18 protein-coding genes and 2 pseudogenes are annotated in these 18,773 nt (G+C 44.8%); 16 read left to right on the forward strand and 4 right to left on the reverse strand.

The window, feature by feature from the left end:
• Nucleotides 1-41 precede the first annotated feature (41 nt).
• The 6 genes from MKX68_RS11640 (at nucleotide 42) to MKX68_RS11665 (ending at nucleotide 6,107) form a co-directional block, all read left to right on the forward strand.
• Nucleotides 42-1,361: an ATP-binding protein gene (locus MKX68_RS11640; RefSeq protein WP_339787667.1), complete on the forward strand. Its 1,320-nt coding sequence runs from the start codon at nucleotides 42-44 to the stop codon at nucleotides 1,359-1,361.
• A complete protein-coding gene (locus MKX68_RS11645) occupies nucleotides 1,333-2,226 on the forward strand; it encodes a response regulator (protein WP_340911658.1) in 894 nt (297 codons plus the stop codon). Before MKX68_RS11640 ends, MKX68_RS11645 begins: the two co-directional genes overlap by 29 nt.
• Nucleotides 2,227-2,569: 343 nt before the next feature.
• Nucleotides 2,570-3,367, forward strand: a complete 798-nt coding sequence (locus tag MKX68_RS11650) for a transporter substrate-binding domain-containing protein (protein WP_340911659.1) — start codon at nucleotides 2,570-2,572, stop codon at nucleotides 3,365-3,367.
• A gap of 17 nt (nucleotides 3,368-3,384) precedes the next feature.
• A complete protein-coding gene (locus MKX68_RS11655) occupies nucleotides 3,385-4,041 on the forward strand; it encodes an amino acid ABC transporter permease (RefSeq protein WP_074092820.1) in 657 nt (218 codons plus the stop codon).
• Nucleotides 4,038-4,760: an amino acid ABC transporter ATP-binding protein gene (locus MKX68_RS11660; protein ID WP_340911662.1), complete on the forward strand. Its 723-nt coding sequence runs from the start codon at nucleotides 4,038-4,040 to the stop codon at nucleotides 4,758-4,760. The genes MKX68_RS11655 and MKX68_RS11660 overlap by 4 nt, the downstream gene beginning before the upstream one ends.
• Before the next feature lie 216 nt (nucleotides 4,761-4,976).
• Nucleotides 4,977-6,107, forward strand: coding sequence for an SGNH/GDSL hydrolase family protein (locus MKX68_RS11665; RefSeq protein ID WP_340911665.1), 1,131 nt, complete (start codon nucleotides 4,977-4,979; stop codon nucleotides 6,105-6,107).
• Nucleotides 6,108-6,435: 328 nt separating this feature from the next.
• Here MKX68_RS11665 and MKX68_RS11670 read toward each other — a convergent pair whose 3' ends face one another.
• Entirely contained in the window at nucleotides 6,436-7,002 is a 567-nt protein-coding gene (locus MKX68_RS11670; protein ID WP_340911668.1) for a dihydrofolate reductase family protein, read from the reverse strand.
• 69 nt (nucleotides 7,003-7,071) lie between these two features.
• On the opposite strand from MKX68_RS11670, the pseudogene MKX68_RS11675 reads away from it, so the two are divergent.
• A pseudogene (locus MKX68_RS11675) lies at nucleotides 7,072-7,242 on the forward strand (helix-turn-helix transcriptional regulator); the annotation flags it as partial.
• 525 nt (nucleotides 7,243-7,767) lie between these two features.
• Here MKX68_RS11675 and MKX68_RS11680 read toward each other — a convergent pair.
• A complete protein-coding gene (locus MKX68_RS11680; RefSeq protein WP_339190557.1) occupies nucleotides 7,768-7,971 on the reverse strand; it encodes a hypothetical protein in 204 nt (67 codons plus the stop codon).
• A gap of 117 nt (nucleotides 7,972-8,088) precedes the next feature.
• Here MKX68_RS11680 and MKX68_RS11685 point away from each other — a divergent pair, with 117 nt between their 5' ends.
• On the forward strand, nucleotides 8,089-8,733 hold the full coding sequence (locus MKX68_RS11685) for a hypothetical protein (RefSeq protein WP_339787682.1): 645 nt from the start codon (nucleotides 8,089-8,091) through the stop codon (nucleotides 8,731-8,733).
• A gap of 311 nt (nucleotides 8,734-9,044) precedes the next feature.
• On the opposite strand, the pseudogene MKX68_RS11690 reads toward MKX68_RS11685, so the two are convergent.
• Nucleotides 9,045-9,155: pseudogene (locus MKX68_RS11690) on the reverse strand (dihydrofolate reductase family protein); the annotation flags it as partial.
• A 69-nt stretch (nucleotides 9,156-9,224) separates the two neighbouring features.
• Here MKX68_RS11690 and MKX68_RS11695 point away from each other — a divergent pair.
• The 4 genes from MKX68_RS11695 to MKX68_RS11710 all read left to right on the forward strand — a co-directional run bounded on the left by MKX68_RS11695 (nucleotide 9,225) and on the right by MKX68_RS11710 (nucleotide 12,401).
• The gene (locus MKX68_RS11695) at nucleotides 9,225-10,133 is read left to right on the forward strand and encodes a helix-turn-helix transcriptional regulator (RefSeq protein WP_340911671.1); all 909 of its coding nucleotides are present in this window, start codon (nucleotides 9,225-9,227) and stop codon (nucleotides 10,131-10,133) included.
• 60 nt (nucleotides 10,134-10,193) lie between these two features.
• A complete protein-coding gene (locus MKX68_RS11700) occupies nucleotides 10,194-11,120 on the forward strand; it encodes an oxidoreductase (RefSeq protein ID WP_340911672.1) in 927 nt (308 codons plus the stop codon).
• A 271-nt stretch (nucleotides 11,121-11,391) separates the two neighbouring features.
• Nucleotides 11,392-11,661: a CD3324 family protein gene (locus tag MKX68_RS11705; protein WP_340911674.1), complete on the forward strand. Its 270-nt coding sequence runs from the start codon at nucleotides 11,392-11,394 to the stop codon at nucleotides 11,659-11,661.
• Nucleotides 11,662-11,867: 206 nt separating this feature from the next.
• On the forward strand, nucleotides 11,868-12,401 hold the full coding sequence (locus MKX68_RS11710; protein WP_340911676.1) for a hypothetical protein: 534 nt from the start codon (nucleotides 11,868-11,870) through the stop codon (nucleotides 12,399-12,401).
• A 49-nt stretch (nucleotides 12,402-12,450) separates the two neighbouring features.
• Here MKX68_RS11710 and MKX68_RS11715 read toward each other — a convergent pair whose 3' ends face one another.
• On the reverse strand, nucleotides 12,451-13,311 hold the full coding sequence (locus MKX68_RS11715; RefSeq protein ID WP_340911678.1) for a GNAT family N-acetyltransferase: 861 nt from the start codon (nucleotides 13,309-13,311) through the stop codon (nucleotides 12,451-12,453).
• 268 nt (nucleotides 13,312-13,579) lie between these two features.
• On the opposite strand from MKX68_RS11715, the gene MKX68_RS11720 reads away from it, so the two are divergent.
• The 4 genes from MKX68_RS11720 (at nucleotide 13,580) to minD (ending at nucleotide 18,505) form a co-directional block, all read left to right on the forward strand.
• Entirely contained in the window at nucleotides 13,580-14,173 is a 594-nt protein-coding gene (locus MKX68_RS11720; protein ID WP_338589457.1) for a hypothetical protein, read from the forward strand.
• Between the two features lie 265 nt (nucleotides 14,174-14,438).
• Nucleotides 14,439-16,589, forward strand: a complete 2,151-nt coding sequence (locus tag MKX68_RS11725; protein WP_340911680.1) for a sensor histidine kinase — start codon at nucleotides 14,439-14,441, stop codon at nucleotides 16,587-16,589.
• A 22-nt stretch (nucleotides 16,590-16,611) separates the two neighbouring features.
• A complete protein-coding gene (locus MKX68_RS11730) occupies nucleotides 16,612-17,277 on the forward strand; it encodes a response regulator transcription factor (RefSeq protein WP_340911682.1) in 666 nt (221 codons plus the stop codon).
• A gap of 418 nt (nucleotides 17,278-17,695) precedes the next feature.
• The gene (minD, locus tag MKX68_RS11735; RefSeq protein ID WP_340911684.1) at nucleotides 17,696-18,505 is read left to right on the forward strand and encodes a septum site-determining protein MinD; all 810 of its coding nucleotides are present in this window, start codon (nucleotides 17,696-17,698) and stop codon (nucleotides 18,503-18,505) included.
• The last annotated feature ends 268 nt before the right edge of the window (nucleotides 18,506-18,773 follow it).

Genomic DNA, 18,773 nt, shown 5'->3' on the forward strand with positions numbered 1-18,773 from the left:
GCATTGCGCGCTAAACGTTGTTATAGTGGGTGAAAAGATCGATGCGCAATTGGGTCAAAAATGAGAATGTGCAGATGACGGCCATTGCCTTTGCCACAGCGGTAGGGGCGCAATTCAAGATAAATCCGTTCCGGGAAGATTACTTCCGAATTGGGCTGGGGGTCAGCATCCTTTTATTTCTGCTGATGATCATGCCACACTTGTCTTATGTGAAGACAGGAATCCTGACAGGCATCGCAAGTTTCCTGTTTCAGTCGGCAGATCTCATCAATCATGTACAGACCGTGTCCATTCTGGAAAGCATGCGGGACAATCTGGGGGCAGGCGTATATTATGTGGTCTTTGCCTATGGGCTTAGCAAGTTCAAGCATCGATTCCATGAGATGCAGCCTCTTCTGCTCGGCGGGTTAATCACATGTATCGATTTCTCCTCTAATCTTGTTGAGCTTCTTCTTCGCGGAATGTTAAGCGGGACCAATATCTTTTATATGAAGGAATGGTTGTATCTGCTTGTGGTAGGCGGTCTGCGAAGTTACTTTGTGATTGGGCTCTATAACAGCTTTGCGGTGAGGCAGATGCGGCTTTTACATGCAGAGCAGGAGAAGCGGATGGAGCAGATGCTGAGTGTGAACTCGGGTCTGTATGGCGAGGTTTTTTACCTCAAGAAAGCGATGAATACGATCGAAGGCATTACGGCAGACAGCTATGATCTATATCGCGATCTCCGAGAGCACGACATGAATCAATACAGTCAGCGCACGCTGGGCATCGCTCAGCAGATTCATGAAGTGAAGAAGGATTCACAACGCATTCTCGCGGGTCTGCTGAAGCTGTATGATAACGAAAAAGCGGTTAACATGAGCTTATCCGAAGTGCTGAACTTTGCCAGTAAGGCAAACCGAAAATATAGTGAAATGCTGCATAAGCAGGTCGAGATCGACATCGAGCAACAGTATGATTGTGAGTCTCCGTACTACATTCCTCTTCTAACGGTAATGAACAACCTGATTGCCAATGCGGTAGAGGCGATTGAGCATGAAGGGACGGTCCGAATTCGTGTGTATGAGCAGGAAGATGACGTGCATTTCGTCGTGATGGATACTGGAAAAGGCGTACCTGAAGCCAAACGGGATGTTATCTTCGAACCGGGCTATACAACAAAGTTCAATGAAGTCGGCATTGCCGCGACGGGCATTGGCCTGTCCCATGTACGTGATATCGTTCAGTCGTTGGCGGGACAAATTAAGGTAGAGTCGGCGCCTCAAGGAGAGACAGGGACAACATTCGCTATAACTATTCCCAAAATGAATCTAATCAAGGGGGCCGATGTCGATGACACTTTCTATCATGATCGTGGATGATGATGTGGTGAGCCGGAGTATGCTGCATGATATCATTGAATCCTGTGGAATCGGCGAGCTTGCAGGCATGGCAGAGGGCGGTATAGAAGGGGCGCGCATGATTATGGATCTGCGTCCCGATGTGGTGCTGATTGATCTGCTGATGCCGGATCAGGACGGGATTGAGACGGTAGCGAAGCTGAAGCACGGCGGTTATACCGGGAAATTCATCATGATCTCTCAGGTGGAGAACAAGGAGATGGTAGGGGCGGCCTACCAGAACGGCATTGAATTTTTCATTCATAAACCGATTAATCGGGTGGAAGTGGAGCATGTGCTCAGCAAAGTGAATGAACAGTGGAAGTATGAACGTTACGTACTGGAGATCAAGCAGTCGATGGCCCGATTGAATCTGGTGGAAGCGCCGGCCCCTGCCCAAGGTCGTACGGTGCGAGATGCGGCACGAAGCATTCTGATGGATCTCGGGATCATCGGAGAAAGTGGAAGCAAGGATATTGTGGCCCTTATGGAGTATGCAATTGACCAGAAGCAGGTCGCGGAGTGGCCGCCGCTGAAGGAGTCGTATGAAGCGGTGGCCAAGACGTACAAGTTTACGCCAAAAGACGTGGAAAAAGAGAGCAAAGCGATGGAACAACGCATTCGCAGAACGGTAATTGCCGCACTAACCAACATGGCCTCGATTGGACTCACCGATTATAGCAACCACAAGTTCGAACATTATGCTCCCCTCTACTTCGACTTCCAGGATGTTCGAATGAAGATGAGAGCGATGGAAGAAGATCAGGCAGGCGACAAAGGCAAGGTTAATATCAAAAAGTTCCTGCATGTGTTCTACATGGAGACGATTGAAAAAATGAATAATTAAACAACTGAATAACTAAATAACTAAATAGTAACTGAGATATTTTTTCTCTTATCCAAAAGCCGAATTCCCGAAGGTAACACCTTCACGGATTCTCGGCTTTTTTTGTTTGTTACTTTCTTAATTGTCATATAACCTTACACAAATAATTAAAATCGGATCTTTTATTAGCGATTTGTGCGCGTTTATCTATTATAAAACATTACATGTTAATTTAATTTTCATTAGTTGTAATTATTTTGTGTAGGATCATGTAAGTTGGCGTAGGGGGCGAATTACAATACGTGTATAAATACAAACGGTCGATTCGGTCGATCCCAATCTAATTCGGAAAAGGGGTTTTTCTATGAAAAAGGTAGCATCCATTGTAATGGCGTCCGTTCTTGCTCTAACACTCAGTGCCTGCGGTGCAGCGAAATCGGGTGAAGAGAATAGCGCCCAGTCGGCAAGTGGTTCAGCTGTTGAGAAATACACATTTGGTACCGATGCAACGTATCCCCCTTTTGAATTCCAGAAGGACGGCAAATATGTAGGGATCGATATTGACCTCATGAACGCGATTGCGGAAGAAGAGGGCTTTGAAGTAGAGATCAAACCGATGGACTTCAAAGGCATCATTCCGGCTATTACGGCGAATCAGTTGGACGGAGCCATTGCAGGCATTAGCATTACGGACGAACGTAAAAAAGTCGTGGACTTCTCGGACCCGTATTATCAGGCCGGTCTGTCCCTAATCGTACATGAAGATAACGCGGACATCCAAAGTCCTGAAGATTTAAAAGGAAAGATTATTGCGATTAAAAAAGGAACCTCAGGTGCCAATCTCGCAGATGAATATGCGAAAACCTATGGGGCAACCGTGAAATATTTTGATGACAGCCCATCGATGTATCAGGAAGTCGCGAACAAAAACGCAGATGCTACGCTGGAGGATTTCCCGGTCATCTCCTATAAGATTGCCATCGATCCAAACGCCAAACTCAAAATCGTTGGAGACCGATTGAATGGTGACTTCTATGGTATTGCTGTTGCCAAAGGCGATGCGGAGTTGCAGAAGAAGATTAATGATGGACTGAAAAAATTGCAGGAAAGTGGAAAGTACGACGAGATTGTTGGCAAGTATCTGGGAACAACGGCTAAATAGAAGGGAATGTGGTACGGATGGACTCCTCCTTACAAGTCATAATAGACGCACTGCCTCTTCTGTTAGAGGGTACAGTCGTTACGTTAAAACTAGTCGTGATCTCGCTCATCATTGCGATGGTGATCGGTTTGATCTCAGGTCTGATGAGTACTTCTTTGAATCGATTGCTGCGGCTGGTAGCTACACTTTACGTGGATATCATCCGTGGTACACCCCTTCTGGTGCAGGTATATTTCATCTACTTCGGGCTGCCTGTGTTCCTGGATATGCGCATTCCGGCGATGACCGCAGGGATTATTGCGATTAGTCTGAATGCCGGAGCCTACATCTCGGAGATCTTCCGGGCAGGGATTAATTCCATTAGCAACGGGCAGCATGAGGCGGCACGATCCCTGGGCTTAACGCGTTTCCAGACGATGAGGCTGGTTGTGTTACCCCAAGCAACCCGGCGCATGATTCCTACCTTTGTGAACCAGTTCATTATTACAATTAAGGATACATCGCTGCTGTCTGCAATTGGTATCGCAGAATTAACGCAGAGCGGGGAGATTATTATTTCCTCCAACTTCCGGGCATTCGAAATCTGGGGTGTGGTGGGCATATTCTATCTGATCATTATTGTTCTATTGTCCCGGGCTTCCCGGTTCATTGAGAGGAGGTATGCGATCCGATGATCACAGTACAGAACCTGAAAAAGCAGTTTGGTGCCAATGAGGTATTGAAGGACATCTCCACAACGATTCAGGAGAAAGAAGTTGTATGCGTCATCGGGCCTTCCGGGTCTGGTAAAAGTACCTTCTTGCGTTGTCTCAATCTGCTAGAGGGTGTGACGTCTGGAAAGGTGACGATTGGTGGTATTGAGGTCACTTCACCCAAGACGGATATCGATCAGTTACGAACCAATGTGGGCATGGTGTTTCAACAGTTCAACCTTTTCCCGCATCTGACCGTGCTGGAGAATATCATGCTCGCGCCGAAGCATATCAAGAAACTAAATAAGGCCGAGAATGAGAAGAAATCAATGGAACTGCTCGGCAAGGTGGGGCTGTCTCAGAAGAGGGATGCTTATCCCGAGCAGTTGTCAGGTGGACAACAACAGCGCGTGGCCATTGCGCGTGCACTTGCCATGAACCCAAGTGTGATGTTGTTCGATGAACCTACATCTGCACTGGACCCGGAGATGGTTGGAGAAGTGCTGCAAGTCATGAAAGACCTCGCTCATGAGGGAATTACGATGATTGTTGTTACACACGAGATGGGCTTTGCCCGTGAGGTGGCAGATCGGGTGATCTTTATGGATGGCGGATATATTGTAGAAGAAGGCACGCCTGAAGAGCTCTTTCAGAATACCCGGCATGAGCGGACCAAGGCGTTTCTGGGTAAGGTTTTATAACGATACTTGAACAAAAAAGAACTGAAAAAATTCCCTATGGGCGAACGATCGTTCCAGAACATCTGTTATGATGGACTTGAACATGGCTTGCTTGCAGGGGATTTTTGGTGCTGTGCGTAATACATAATAAGATGGCTTGATCACGACGAACATGTTATCGATACATAGGAAAGCGCTTAATAACTACTTTTATGAATCGTTGAGGGGGAATAAAGGATGAGTGTACAAGCGAATACCGGGTTAAAGATCTATGAGTTAACGGAACTGCCTTATCTCAAAGTGCATGGCAGAACAACTGGAGAGTTGGCTCCGTTGACGTTATTTTGGACGGGGAGTGCAGTTGAACTCAATGTACGGGGCTCCGAACTATGGGTTGAAGTAGAGTCGCAGTATGACATGTATGAGTCATGGATCAGCATTCTGATCAACGGTGTTCCGGTGATTAGACAGATGTTAACGGCGGGAAGGTACTGGGTCTGTGTATTCCGGGGTATGAACGCGGATGTGGTGAAGAATGTTCGGATCGTTAAGGATGTTCAAGCGATGAGTGGTGACCCGGGTTGTTCCTTGCAGATTCATGCGGTGAAATCGGATGGAGCGTTCCTGCCTGTGCAGGAAAAACCGTACAAGATCGAGTTCATTGGTGACAGCATTACATCTGGCGAAGGTGCGATTGGGGCAAAAGCGGAGGAAGATTGGATTCCGATGTGGTTCAGCGCCATACATAATTATACGTTTATGACAGCAGAGGCATTGAATGCAGAATACCGGGTCATCTCGCAAAGTGGCTGGGGTGTGCTGACAAGCTGGGATAACAATCCAAAAGGGAACATCCCCGAGTATTACGAACAGGTCTGTGGCTTGCTTACTGGTGAACGTAACGATGCGCTAGGCGCAGGAGATCAGCATGATTTTGGTTCGTGGCAGCCGGACGTGGTGGTCGTGAATCTGGGCAGCAATGATGGGGGTGCATTTCAGTCACCTGAGTGGAAAGACCCCGACACGGGCAAGGTGTACAAGCAGCGGCTGAACGAAGACGGTACGTATCATGAAGAGGATCTGGCTGTTTTTGAGAAAGCGGTGGAACAGTTCCTGTTCAAACTTCGGAAAAACAATCCGGCGGCACATCTCGTATGGGCTTATGGCATGCTTGGTTTTCCCATGATGCCTGCCATCTATCGTGCGGTTGATGCGTATACGGAGGGGACAGGAGACCGCAAGGTCTCAATCATCCAGCTTCCTGATACAACCGAAGAGACGGTAGGAGCGCGTACCCATCCTGGCGAGTTATCTCACCGTAGGACGGCAGAGGTGTTAGCGGAATATGTACGAGGACTGATAGGATAACTTGATACTTGATACTTGATACTTGATACATGGTGATGGAAAGACCACTCTTTCATGAACGGTACCCCAATGGTTAGATGTGTCTCACTGTATGAGTCCCTTTATCACAAGAATGGTCTTTCTCTTTTTCTATATAAGTTGAACAAAGATTATTTACACTGACACTACGATGACAGAACAACCTTCCAATCGCTGTTATCCCCAGATTTTTTTCATTCCCTTTTTTAAAGGGGAAAATCCGGGGATAAAGGCGAACGCTTCGCTTTTTCAGGTTATTTCTGTCCTCTCCGTTATCATGTAAATGATTAGTTCAACTTATATACATTATCTAGACATTTGGTGGTGTGTCCGCTGTGCCGCTGTTCTGTACCTCATAACGAATCGAGATGATCTGTCCGAGCGTCTGAGTTCGGACCATTTTGAATTGACTTGGTACAGTACCTATCGGGAATAAGGGGATGCCTTCACCAAGAATTTTGGGAATGATGGCGACTTCAATCTCATCCAGTAATTTTTTGGCTAACACAGCTTGAACCAATATGCCGCCACCCACAATCCACACGTCTCCATCAGAATCCTGCTTTAACCGAGGAATGAGGGTATCTACCGTCTCGGTTGTAAACTGTACATTCGGAGCGGACGGCTGTTCCGAGCGAGAAAGCACATATGTTGGCCGATCCGCATAGGGGAAATCTTCGGAAAGTGTGAGCACCTCTTCATACGTATAACGTCCCATAACAACGCTACCTATCGTTTCATAAAAGGCAGCATATCCGTTATCTCCTCCGTCACCCTCCACATCAAATAACCAATCTACCGAACCGTCCAGTCTTGCGATATATCCATCCAAACTCATAGCAATGTACAAAATGGTTTTGTTATTCTTCATGTTCATCGCTCCCTTCTACAATGTATGATACACTTTAACTATGACAAAAATTGACGTAATTAGGGTGTTGAATTCATGAATAATCGGAAGCTCGCGATCATGCGCCTGATGGATTCCAGACAGAAGTTCACTGCTAGGGAACTGGCAGAACGGTTCGACGTCTCGGTTCGTACCATTCAGCGAGATCTGGATGCATTGCAGGCACTGGGTTTTCCCTTGTACACAGAAGTTGGCGCGAACGGAGGATTAATCTATTCCGAGTCTGAGAAGTATGGCTAGATGCCAAAGAATCGAGAAAAATTGTTGATGTGGCGCCTGCAACTCATAGGATTTGGAGCGAGGATTGCCGCACCAAAGAAATTTCTTTCACAGTACGAGAGATAATATACTATGGCCCAGAAGTGATGATGATCTTGACACCTAATTTGAAGCAGCAGCTTAGAGAGTTTCCGGGGGACTTATTTGGACCCAGTAGAGTCAGGAATGAAGGATATTCTGTTCCTATATATAAAATATAATAATTTTGATTATTATGTATACATACGCTGTCGCTCAAAGTGATTAATTTTATTACACCTCAGTATTATTGTAGTAAGAGTGATTTGTCAGATAGTTTTCAATGATTTTTTTATATTAAGTTAAAGTTCTGTAATCACATCGTATAGAAAAGGTCCGTAAACTATTGTTCACGGACTCTTTGAAATCTATGTCTTTGTTTGTACTCACACTATATATTTTAATGCTGCAGAATAAATATATAGTAAGATTTTTTTAGTTTGATCTCTTCTTTCTGAATATTAAATTTGTCAATGTACCAAACACAACACATACCAGCAGAGAGGCAATAAATATTTTGACAATTGCCCAAATGAGTGAACTGCCTGTATCTCCCGTTAGATTTACAATTAAACCTAAAAAAGCGATGAAAAAGAAAATAATATAATCCTTCTTCCTTAGCTCCTTTGAAATTAACATAATATTCATCTCCTTCCTAAATATTAATAAAAATGGGTTACATTAACTGGTTTAATATGGTACTATTACATTGTTGCAACCAATTATACCATATTGTATTACGAAGGGAGCAAGAAAATGAAAAAATATTTAATCAGCTTATTTGCCGCAACACTCGTATTATCTTCTTCTACAGCGGCCTTTGCCGCAGATATCGAAGGTTCAGTTTCACCTAATGTAGTTCAAGCTCAATTTGCCCTTGAAGCTAATGATCCTGCCAAGATCGATGAAGCTCTAGAATCAGGTTTGGCTGTTGATGGATCCAATCCAGTTGCTACATATACCTTTGATGACGGTAGTTATATTCAGCTAACATCGACTAATAACTCTGTTTCAACTCTAGCTGCCGTTGCTGCCTCCAATGATATTTGGAATGCATCTGTTTCTTTAAGTGCACATAGCGCCGTAACAGGAGATAATTTACTTCTATGGACTTATACATTAAAGCAATCCTATATTACCAATGGAAAAAAAATCACTTGGCATGATTCTGTCCCAACTACAAGCTTCTACAGCCCAGTATGGAGTCTTTGGAATCTGGATGGCGAAACACCAGGAGTAGGACCTGCCCCTGGCGATTCCAATGGTATTCGTGCAAAATCATCTATTAAGACGAGCTTTGGAATTTGGGAAATAAAACCTCAAACTACTAGTGGAGAGATAATTATCAACATTAAAGGTGATGGGAGTTATTCATCAACAGCAAATAAGTGGAATGGCTAACTGATTACCACTTCACATACCAAAGACTCGCCTAATATTAGGCGAGTCTTTGGTATGTGAAAAGTGGCCAGTCAGATCTTTTTGTAACGGCTTTTGCATTCTTATGTGCAGATAAAATTAGTTTTAAATTAATTTAATTATCAAATCTGTAATTTGCTAATAATCGTAATTAGTGATTAATAATGTGGCTGATATACCGTAAATATAACTTGAATGTGAAATCAACTTCGAATATTGCATTGTTGTAAGTTCTATCAAATGACAAAAGATCTAAAGATAGCATTTCAGTATATCAACGATCTGCTCCGATTACCATCACCCTCCACATCAAATAACCAATCGACCGAACCATCCAGTCTTGCGATATATCCATCCAAACTCATAGCAATGTACAAAATTGTTTTGTTATCAGACATGTTCATCGCTCCCTTCTACAATGTATGATACACTTTAACTATGACAAAAGTTGACGTAGTTAGGATGTTGAATAAATGAATCATCGGAAACTGGCGATCATGCGCCTGATGGATTCCAGACAGAAGTTCACTGCCCGGGAACTGGCAGAACGGTTCGACGTTTCGGTTCGTACCATTCAGCGAGATCTGGATGCATTGCAGGCGCTGGGTTTTCCCTTGTACACAGAAGTTGGCGTGAACGGTGGATACCGGGTATTGCCCAATCGGATTTTGCCACCTCTTCAACTGACACAGCAGGAGGCATTAGGACTGTTTATGATGCTGGAATATCTACAGCAAGTCCCGGATTTTCCGTATGGGTCGATGCGTGAGCATCTGGCTGAACAGTATTTCTCTACTTTGCCTGAAGATGTACAGGATCTGATTATGCGAATGAGGGAGCATATCACCTTTGTCCAGCACCCCGGTGGGCATTCCGAGCTTTTAACAACCGAGATATTGGGTGCAGCGGTAGAAAAGAGAGAAATTGAATTTATGTATCATGCCCGCAATGGGCATAAAAAAGTCCAGGTCTTCCCATATGGTATTTACTATGAGCAGGGACATTGGTACATGCCAGCCCGGAATAAGGATCGCGTATTGTTGTATCGGGTGGATCGCATGCAGCAGTTGGCTGTTATGGAATCGGTGGATGAATCTGTTCCCAGTCTGAAGGCATGGCTAGATACCAAAGAAGATAGAGCAAGCGTAGAAGTGGTGCTGCATTTCACGGAATTTGGAGCAAGGATTGCTGCGTCAGATGTGTTGTTCAAGTCGGTTGAAGGCCAAGAATGGCGTGGATTGGTTCCACCGGAGGAGTTCTCTTTTACAGCGCGAAAGTTACTCTCCTATGGGCCGGAAGTGAAGGTGGTATCTCCGTTCGAACTGCAGCAGCAGGTTAGAGGGATGCTGGAACGGAGTTTAAGTCAGTATGGTGGGGGATAAAAGCTTTCAAACGCTGGATATTAGGGTATCAAGGAAGAGATAAGAAAGGTGTGTAGATAAATGAGCGAAGTTTGGACTAAAGACATCATCCCGACTGTATCCGATAAAGTAGTGATTGTGACAGGTTCGAACGGTGGTTTAGGCTATGAAACGGCATTAGCGTTAGCTGAAAAAGGCGCGAAAGTTATCCTTGCAGTTCGTAATCTGGAAAAAGGTGAAAAGGCAGCTAATAAAATAAAGTCGTCTGTGCATGTAGCTGGAGAGGTAATCGTTATGCAGCTCGACCTTAGCGATTTAGCTAGTATCCGTAAGTTCGCAGCCGCTTTTCTTGAGCAATACGATTCTTTGTCCATTCTGGTTAATAATGCAGGAATTATGAACCCTCCATTCCAGTTGACGAAAGATGGCTTTGAATTACAGTTTGGTAGTAATCATCTAGGCCATTTTGCGCTTACAGGCCTACTATTGCCTAGATTGATCTCTACTCCAAAATCGAGAGTAGTCACTGTAAGTAGTATGGCAGCTCATAATGGTGCAATTGATTTTAATAATTTAGATGGCTCCAAAGGATATAATCCCATGAAGTTCTACAGCCAAAGCAAGCTAGCCAATCTGATGTTTGCGAGAGAGCTGCAGAATAAATTTAATTCTGCCCATATTGATTCCATGAGTATCGCCGCTCATCCAGGAATTTCGCATACCAATCTATTTTCCTTCGGTTCGGGGAAACAGACCAATATATTCATGCGCAGTCTTTTGAAAATCATTAGTCAACCGGCACATATGGGGGCATTACCTACCTTATATGCTGCAGCAGATACGACGATCATGGGAGGGGAGTATATCGCTCCCAGTGGTATGGGCGGCACTAAGGGCTATCCCAAGAGCGCTAAGATCATCGAAAAATTATATGATGCTAACATTTCAAACAAGCTATGGAGCGTATCAGAAGAATTAACAGGGGTATATTACAGATTCGACGTGTAGATTTTGCCATTAGGGAAAGTAAACCTTATTATGGAATGGACAGTTAAAAGTTCTTCAGCACGAATAAACTTTACTGAATGGGGGGCTACCATGATTCGATTCATAATAAATTTAACGACCCGCTCTATGCAGAGTCCATGTGATGAACAACGGCGGTTGTTTGCATAGAGCCTGAAATCCACTTCCGCCATATCATTATAGTGCATATCCAATGCGTTCATCGTACGACTCTGCTGCCTTAAAGATTTTAACTTTTAAGGAGTGGAGCAACGTGAAATATATTAATGCGGATACAATCTTTCCGGAAGAATTACTCAAAGAAATACAGCGTCATATCCCCGGAGGCCTGGTCTATATTCCGAGGCCCAAGGATGCCCACAAGAAGTGGGGCGAGAACTCGGGTGGCAGAAGGATTGTCCGGGAGCGGAACGACGAGATCCGCCAGCTTTTTGCTGCGGGAACAACCATCGATCAGCTTGTGGACCAATACTGTTTATCCATCGATAGCATCAAGAAAATTGTATATTGCAAAAAGGGATGAAACGATAGAAGCCATGTTCGAGCAATCGAATGTGGCTTTTTTACTGTAAGAATAAAGAATGGTTATTAAAGCTTTTTTACATATTCGAGGTTGTTAATTACGCGTACAATTCATTTGACGGTAAAAGGTTATGCGGTGAGAGTTCATGAATTAACTCCTTAAATCATCTGGTAAGGCTGGTGAATATGAATAATATGAATATAGAAGTGAAATTAACGAATAAAGACGAGGCGTATGTGATTAAAAATATGTACCCGCTATACCTTCATGATCTATCCGGACATTATGGTCTGGGTGGAGAGCATACCCCGAACGAACATGGCATTTTCGAACCAAGTCCTGATTATAAAACGTTACAGGATCAGTATGATGTACAGAACATCTGGTGGGAAAAACCGGAGTGTCTTTATCCGTTCCTGATTACTGTGGAGGGTACACCGGCAGGTTTTGCGTTTGTGGCTACTCCGCCATATTGTTCACAAGGCACGGATTTCTTTGTACATGACTTCTTTCTGATGCAGCCTTTTCGAGGTGTAGGCGTTGCTGAACACGCGGCATCGAGTATCTTCGCAATGTTTAGAGGAAACTGGGAGTTGTTCACCAATCCATCGGAGAACAATAAGATTGGCCAATCTTTCTGGCGGAAAACAGTAGCTAATTATACCGAAGGTAACTATCGGGAAATGTACGGGCAAACGTTCGATGGCTATAAATTGATTTTCCAATTCTCCAATATATAAAAAGAGAGACCGTCTCCCTTTGAGGAAAACGCTCTCTCTCCATTGCCTTTTATAGATTGCCGTTGAAATAGTGATACTCGGAATTCACTTCAAAACCAACACTGCGGTACAGATTCAAGGCGCGTTTGTTCTCGGTAACAACAGATAGGCGAATATCTGTATAGCTTTGTTTCCTTAGGAGATCAACCAGGATGCTAAGCGCAGTGCGCCCCAGTTTGTGTCCTTGATAAGCAGGCAAGATACAGAAGTTATGAATAAATGCGGTTGTTGCATTAATGGAGTTGACCCGTACCAGCCCAACAGGCAGTTGATTCTGCCATGCAATATAGGTGACTCGGCTGGGTTCATTTGTTTGCATAAAGTACTCGCTTGTCCATTCCTCCGAATCTCCAAAAGCTTGGGATGAGCAAGTGACCATAAACTCCATATCCTCCGTTTCTGCCACGGCCAACGTTAGTTCAGGTGGCTCCACAACCGAAAGGACCTCATTCACAAGTTGCATCGAGTACTCGGCGCGATCATAAATGGCTCCAAGGGATTGGGCAGTAAGAACACCCGGAGATAAACCCTGAGGAACGCGATAACTGAGTTGGTTGATTCCCTGTGGTTTCATGTCCAGGGTGGCCCTTTTCAGTAGGCTGCTGAACACACCTTGGCGACGATAATGCGGATGTACGATGGCGTTAATATTTCCGGTTACGACGTCAGAAGCATACCAACTGAGGAGTCCTGCCAATTCACCGTCGCGATAACAGAGGAGTGCATGGTCTCCGTCTTTTTTACTGATATGGTCAAGGTCTGCTTTCAGATGAATGGAATCGAGCTGTTTACATTGTTGTTCGAGTAAAATAATTGCTTCAATCTGTTCCTTGGAGTTATAGACCATGGGAACGACTTGATAAGTTGACATAGCTTTCACACCTTCATTGTTGAAGGAAACACGCAGTTATTGGACCCGCAGGCGCTATCCTTCGAGAGTTGGTCCAGTTGCAATTTTGATCATCATCATTATCTCCTCCAAATCACTTCCCGACGACTATAACACAATCTATGATGAAGATGACACCCAATGGATGTAATTCACTGGGTGTCTGTTCAGATGCGCCCAATAACTGGACATTATATCCTATTGAAGGGATAATTGAGAGTAATACTGACGAGAAAGGGAGGGATTAACCATGCGCAAGTTGGCATCTGTGATGGGGATATTATTTCTTTCCGCCGCCATGTTAATGGGATGTACATCATCTGAACCAGCGGAAAGCACGGAACCCGTCACTCCACCAGCAACGGAACAGCCAAGTCATACGGGGGACCAGAAGGCGACTTCGGAGGAGCAGCAACAAGCGCTCGAAATGTCGCTGGAGTATAAGACAATAGAACTCACCGTGGATGGTAAGAACTATGAGGATACATTAGAGATGGAAGGGTTATTGGCCAAAGGAGAGACCATGAAGCCGTTCCTGACCTCCAGGAATTATGAGGCTTACATGGCTAATCGATATATTGTGTTACCTCTTCAGGTTGCACACATCGAACAAGCGAAGCTGCATCCTGAAAATATACAAACCAAGATCAAAGATAACAAGAGTGACTGGATTCTTGTGGAATACACGCTCGATCTGAAGTTTACAGACGAGAACGGCAAGGAGTTCAAGTCTATTCCGCTATCGGGCGATATCACCTTTTTGCAAGATCAGGGAGAATGGCGCATTCAGGATGATACGTATAACAGGGATGCATTCGCAGAGATCATTAATAGTTCTTTATAGTTCATGAAGTGTTTGTGATTCCGGCACATGGGGGTTGTGCTCGAATTATCCATTATGAATAAGCTCCTTCATATAAGTACGCACTTTAAAATGCGTACTTTTTTTGTGGTGGCATGCCCAGCTAAGTGCGTGCCAAAAGGGTCTCATCGTGATGTTAACTATCAACTCCTGCTAGAAATTTGCAGGGTAAATTTCCTGTAATGATGATATTATTTGGATGATCAACTTACTTATTGCGCTCTTGTAGAATGGGGTTGGGTTCATCATGAGGGAGATTCTCCGAGTCGGTTCTCGTAAGGTCTGGCTTTATATCGTTGCTGCTGTTGTTGTTGGCTTGGTTGCAGGCTATGTCGTCCTCTCTGAGCAGGACTCTCCTAAGTTCCAAAGTGAAAAAGGTATTCTGGATTTAACGCAGGTTCAGGTCAGTACGAATCCGCAACAGTTAACAGGGGAGTGGGCGTTCTACTGGCAAGAGCTACTGTCGCCTGAGGACATAAGGGTTCGTTCGGCAAGGGAAGGAAATCAGGACTACTGGATCAATATCCCGAGCTCTTGGTCTGGCTACCGGTTAGAGGGAGAGACGCTGGGTGGGACAGGTTATGCGACTTATCGACTGGTTATTCAATTAAGCGAGCAGGATCAAAAAGAGCGTCTTGCTCTACGTCTGCCCAGCATTTTTCATGCGTATAAATTATGGGTGAATGGCGAGCTCCTAGCACAAGTTGGTACGGTTGGTCAGGACAAGAACAGCATGACCCCACATCTGGCAACGAGGCTGTTATTTGTTCGGCCTGAAAATGATACGTTAGAGCTGGTGCTACAAGTAGCTAACTTCCAACATAATCGGGGTGGTATTACCAAATACATCGAACTGGGTGGCAGTGATGTACTGACGACCAAGACCAATTTGAATCTTGCCGCCGACATGTTCATCACGGCAAGTTTACTGGTGATCGGTTTGTATAATCTGCTGTTGTTCATGCTGCGACGCAAGGACAGAGCCCCGTTTTATTTTGGCCTGTTCACTGTACTACTTAGTATCCGATCCTCACTCAACGGCGAGCTTGTCCTTACACAATGGCTACCTCATTTCCCTTGGGAATTGCAGTTCAAGATCGAGTATCTGATTCTTTGCGTCAGCGGATATATCATCACCATGTATTTTGATTGTATTTTTCCGAATTATGTGTCCCGATGGTTTCGATTTGCTACCCGGGTCGCAACGGGGGCATCGTGTATCTTTGTTATGGTAACCCCTGCACTTATATATACTCATTTTTTGCTGATCATCGGTGTGATGGTTGTTCTACATATGGTTTATCTGATGTTCGGGCTGGTTCAAGTAGCTTTGCGACGTATGGAGGGAGCATTGATCTTCCTGCTGGTTTCGGTGGTTACTTTGATTACGGTGATCAACGATTTTTTATATTATAACGGATGGTCGCTGATTGGAAATACATCCCCGCTTGGTTTATTGATATTTACGATCGCACAAATGATTCTGCTTTCTTCGAGATTTACGAGGACGGCATCCAATGAGGAGAGAATCTCACGTGAGTTGCAGGATGCTAACGACAAGCTGATCGAAATGAATATTAGCTTGGAACGGACCGTGGATGAGCGCACACGGGCCTTATCTACAGCCCATGATGATCTCCGCACTTCGTATAACCGGTTGCTTCACTCCGAGCAAGGGAGGAAGAAGCTTCTTGCCTACATTACGCATGATCTGCGTATGCCGCTGTCCAGCATGCTTGGGTATGTAGAAGCTATACAGGACAGGGTCAAGCCGGAACGCAATGAACAATATCTGAAGTATATCCGGGAGAACACGATAAGGATTAACCGCATGATCGAGGAGTTATCCTTCTTATCGCATTTGGAGACCGGACAAGTCTCGTACCGAAAGGAGCCGGTTAAGATCATTCCCTTCTTGCGTGATTTTTTTGAACAATATGAGTTGGTTGTACGTGACGCAGGATTAGATTTCACACTGGATATCGGAGATACGGAGGATCAACGATCGAACTTGCCTGTTGTCGAGATGGATGCCAAAAGAGTAGAGCAGGCTTTATTTAACCTAGTGTCGAACGCTATGAAGTTCACCTCCAGCGGAGGGCTGGTGCGTATTACGCTAGCTGTGGAAGAGGTAAATCATACTCGCCATGCGATCATTAGCATACAGGATTCTGGCATGGGTATTCCTCCGGATCAGCTTGAGCAAATCTTCGAACGTAATTACAGATACGATCGGCCGGGCTTGGGGAATGGAATAGAAGGCAGTGGGCTAGGGCTAGCGATTTGCAGGGAAATCGTACTCGCACAAGGAGGGACAGTTCGAGCGGAGAGCGACGGTAAGATGGGGGCAACTTTCTATGTAACGCTTCCTTGTATCGGCAATGAAGGAAGGGGATGATGGGATGGACACTCACAAAATAATGATCGTTGATGATGATCCTCATATATGCGAGATTGTTCAGGTGTATTGCGAACGGGAGGGGTTTATCTCCACTTACAGCCATAGCGGGACAGAAGCCATGAAGCTGCTTGCATCGTTCGAGCCAGATTTGATTGTACTGGATATATTGCTGGCTAATGAAAACGGCATTGATTGGTGCAGGAATGCGCGTAATTTCACCAGTGCGCCGATTATGTTTCTGAGCAGCCAGGAGGAAGATGAAGTGAAAATTAGCGCATTATCCTATGGTGGCGACGATTATGTGACCAAGCCATTCAGTCCTGGAGTGCTCATGGCCAAGATTAAGGCTCACCTTCGCAGAGTGTCGACGGGCAAAAGGGAACAATTGCTGGAGTTACCGGGTCTGACACTGGATTTCTATAGTCAGTCCGTCAACACGGGGAGTAAACCTATCTATTTATCGAAAAAAGAGTTCAGTCTGCTGTCCTATATGGCACAAAACGTGAATCGTGTCGTCAGTGTCGATACGTTGTTTCAAATCATATGGGGAATGGAAAGTCTGGAGGATACGAGAACGGTGGCTGTACACATCAGTAATTTACGCAAAAAAATCGAGTATGACCCTGCCGACCCCGAGCGAATCATTACGGTTCGGGGGAGCGGATATATGCTGGTTTCTAAATAGTACTTCACAAGCATGAATATAGCAGTAAGGGTGGTAATCTATTATAAATGGGAAAATGGCGTTGGAGCAGTACCTGACGCTATTTTCCCATTTTTTGTTCGTTCCACTAGCTTCGTATTCGACTCAGGGTATTGATTTTTTCAACACCCATCTGCGCTTTTCCATCCTCGTCAAAATGATGTGCCATCTCTCCGAAGAATTAAACGATCCAATACGCACGGATTTAAAGTTTTCTTTAGGTTTCTCAAGTAGGATAATCCATCATGATAAAATCACAGTGGTCGATATAACGACATATTTCAACAAATTGTAACTGATTATTAGCTACGAGGACGTTACATTCAAGCCGGATCAAACGATAATACGTGAAGAAATGGTTGCTGTCCCGCATTAGTACTTGAAGAAGGAAGTGGCTCCGATGGCACGAGTTATATGTATCACATCAGGGAAAGGTGGAGTTGGCAAGACAACGGTCACGGCTAATCTCGGGACTGCCCTTGCATTATCGGGGAGCAGCGTTTGCCTGATCGACGCTGATTTTGGATTGAGAAATCTGGATATTCCGCTTGGTTTGAGCAATAGGGTGATCTATCATATTTCCGATTTCCTGACCGACCGTTGTGCTTTACATCAAGTGATCGTGAAAGATAAGCGAATCAGTACCTTGTCCTTTATCTCCTGTAGTAACGACGCGGTGCATCACGATGATCCGCGAGTTTTTGGCGAGGCCGTGCAGCAAGTAGCCCGGGGTTATGATTATGTGCTGATCGATTCGCCAGCAGGCATTGAAAATGGATTCTGGAATGCAGCTTTAGCAGCAGATGAAGCTATTGTCGTAACTACGCCGCATCGTACGTCGCTTCAAGACGCGGATCGCGTAATCGGATTATTAGAAAATAGGATACCGACTTCTCCACAGCTCATCATTAATATGGCCGACGAACAGGAAGCCCGTTCGGCAACGGTAAAGATGGAGGATATCATCGGTATTCTCAATATTGGTGTGATTGGCGTGATCCATGCCGATGTAGAAATTATACGTTCCGTACATAAGGGTATCCCGATTGCGCTTAATCCCGAGTTCGAAAGCGGGCTGCGCTTCAGGCATATCGCCCACAATGTGGCGAAGAATCAGCAGGAGCCTTTTATCTCATTAAGATCTAAGAAGCATAGAAGTATTTTTTCGATTCCTCAAAGACGGCGCTGGGAGGAGAATAGTTCTGTGTAGTCGATTTTGGAGTGTGAGATCGTTTAGACGCAAATCATCTGGAATGGATTAAGGACTAGTTAAAGAGTTCCTGAAAAAATAGTGGTGTAGGAGTTACCCTCCCTACGCCTTTTTTGTGTTTATGATGTTCTCGCTTGTGAGTTGTTGCTTACTTAAAGTTTTCTTTATGTTTCACAAGCGCCCCTATCTCGCATGATAAAATACGGAAGAAAAAACGACATAATTTGCCTGTGTCGGTGTCACAATTCGACTGCGACTGATAAGAAAG

This window comes from Paenibacillus sp. FSL M8-0212 (genome assembly GCF_038004645.1).
GTDB lineage: Bacteria > Bacillota > Bacilli > Paenibacillales > Paenibacillaceae > Paenibacillus.

Excerpts from the sequence above, each read along its gene's own strand:
- MKX68_RS11640 (WP_339787667.1), top strand. The coding sequence starts at position 42 with ATGCGCAATTGGGTCAAAAATGAGAATGTGCAGATGACGGCCATTGCC.
- MKX68_RS11695 (WP_340911671.1), top strand. The coding sequence starts at position 9,225 with ATGAATCATCGGAAACTGGCGATCATGCGCCTGATGGATTCCAGACAG.
- MKX68_RS11670 (WP_340911668.1), bottom strand. The coding sequence starts at position 7,002 with ATGAACATGAAGAATAACAAAACCATTTTGTACATTGCTATGAGTTTG.
- MKX68_RS11655 (WP_074092820.1), top strand. The coding sequence starts at position 3,385 with ATGGACTCCTCCTTACAAGTCATAATAGACGCACTGCCTCTTCTGTTA.
- minD (WP_340911684.1), top strand. The coding sequence starts at position 17,696 with ATGGCACGAGTTATATGTATCACATCAGGGAAAGGTGGAGTTGGCAAG.
- MKX68_RS11720 (WP_338589457.1), top strand. The coding sequence starts at position 13,580 with ATGCGCAAGTTGGCATCTGTGATGGGGATATTATTTCTTTCCGCCGCC.
- MKX68_RS11680 (WP_339190557.1), bottom strand. The coding sequence starts at position 7,971 with ATGTTAATTTCAAAGGAGCTAAGGAAGAAGGATTATATTATTTTCTTT.
- MKX68_RS11660 (WP_340911662.1), top strand. The coding sequence starts at position 4,038 with ATGATCACAGTACAGAACCTGAAAAAGCAGTTTGGTGCCAATGAGGTA.
- MKX68_RS11645 (WP_340911658.1), top strand. The coding sequence starts at position 1,333 with ATGACACTTTCTATCATGATCGTGGATGATGATGTGGTGAGCCGGAGT.
- MKX68_RS11725 (WP_340911680.1), top strand. The coding sequence starts at position 14,439 with ATGAGGGAGATTCTCCGAGTCGGTTCTCGTAAGGTCTGGCTTTATATC.
- MKX68_RS11715 (WP_340911678.1), bottom strand. The coding sequence starts at position 13,311 with ATGTCAACTTATCAAGTCGTTCCCATGGTCTATAACTCCAAGGAACAG.
- MKX68_RS11685 (WP_339787682.1), top strand. The coding sequence starts at position 8,089 with ATGAAAAAATATTTAATCAGCTTATTTGCCGCAACACTCGTATTATCT.
- MKX68_RS11665 (WP_340911665.1), top strand. The coding sequence starts at position 4,977 with ATGAGTGTACAAGCGAATACCGGGTTAAAGATCTATGAGTTAACGGAA.
- MKX68_RS11700 (WP_340911672.1), top strand. The coding sequence starts at position 10,194 with ATGAGCGAAGTTTGGACTAAAGACATCATCCCGACTGTATCCGATAAA.
- MKX68_RS11730 (WP_340911682.1), top strand. The coding sequence starts at position 16,612 with ATGATCGTTGATGATGATCCTCATATATGCGAGATTGTTCAGGTGTAT.
- MKX68_RS11650 (WP_340911659.1), top strand. The coding sequence starts at position 2,570 with ATGAAAAAGGTAGCATCCATTGTAATGGCGTCCGTTCTTGCTCTAACA.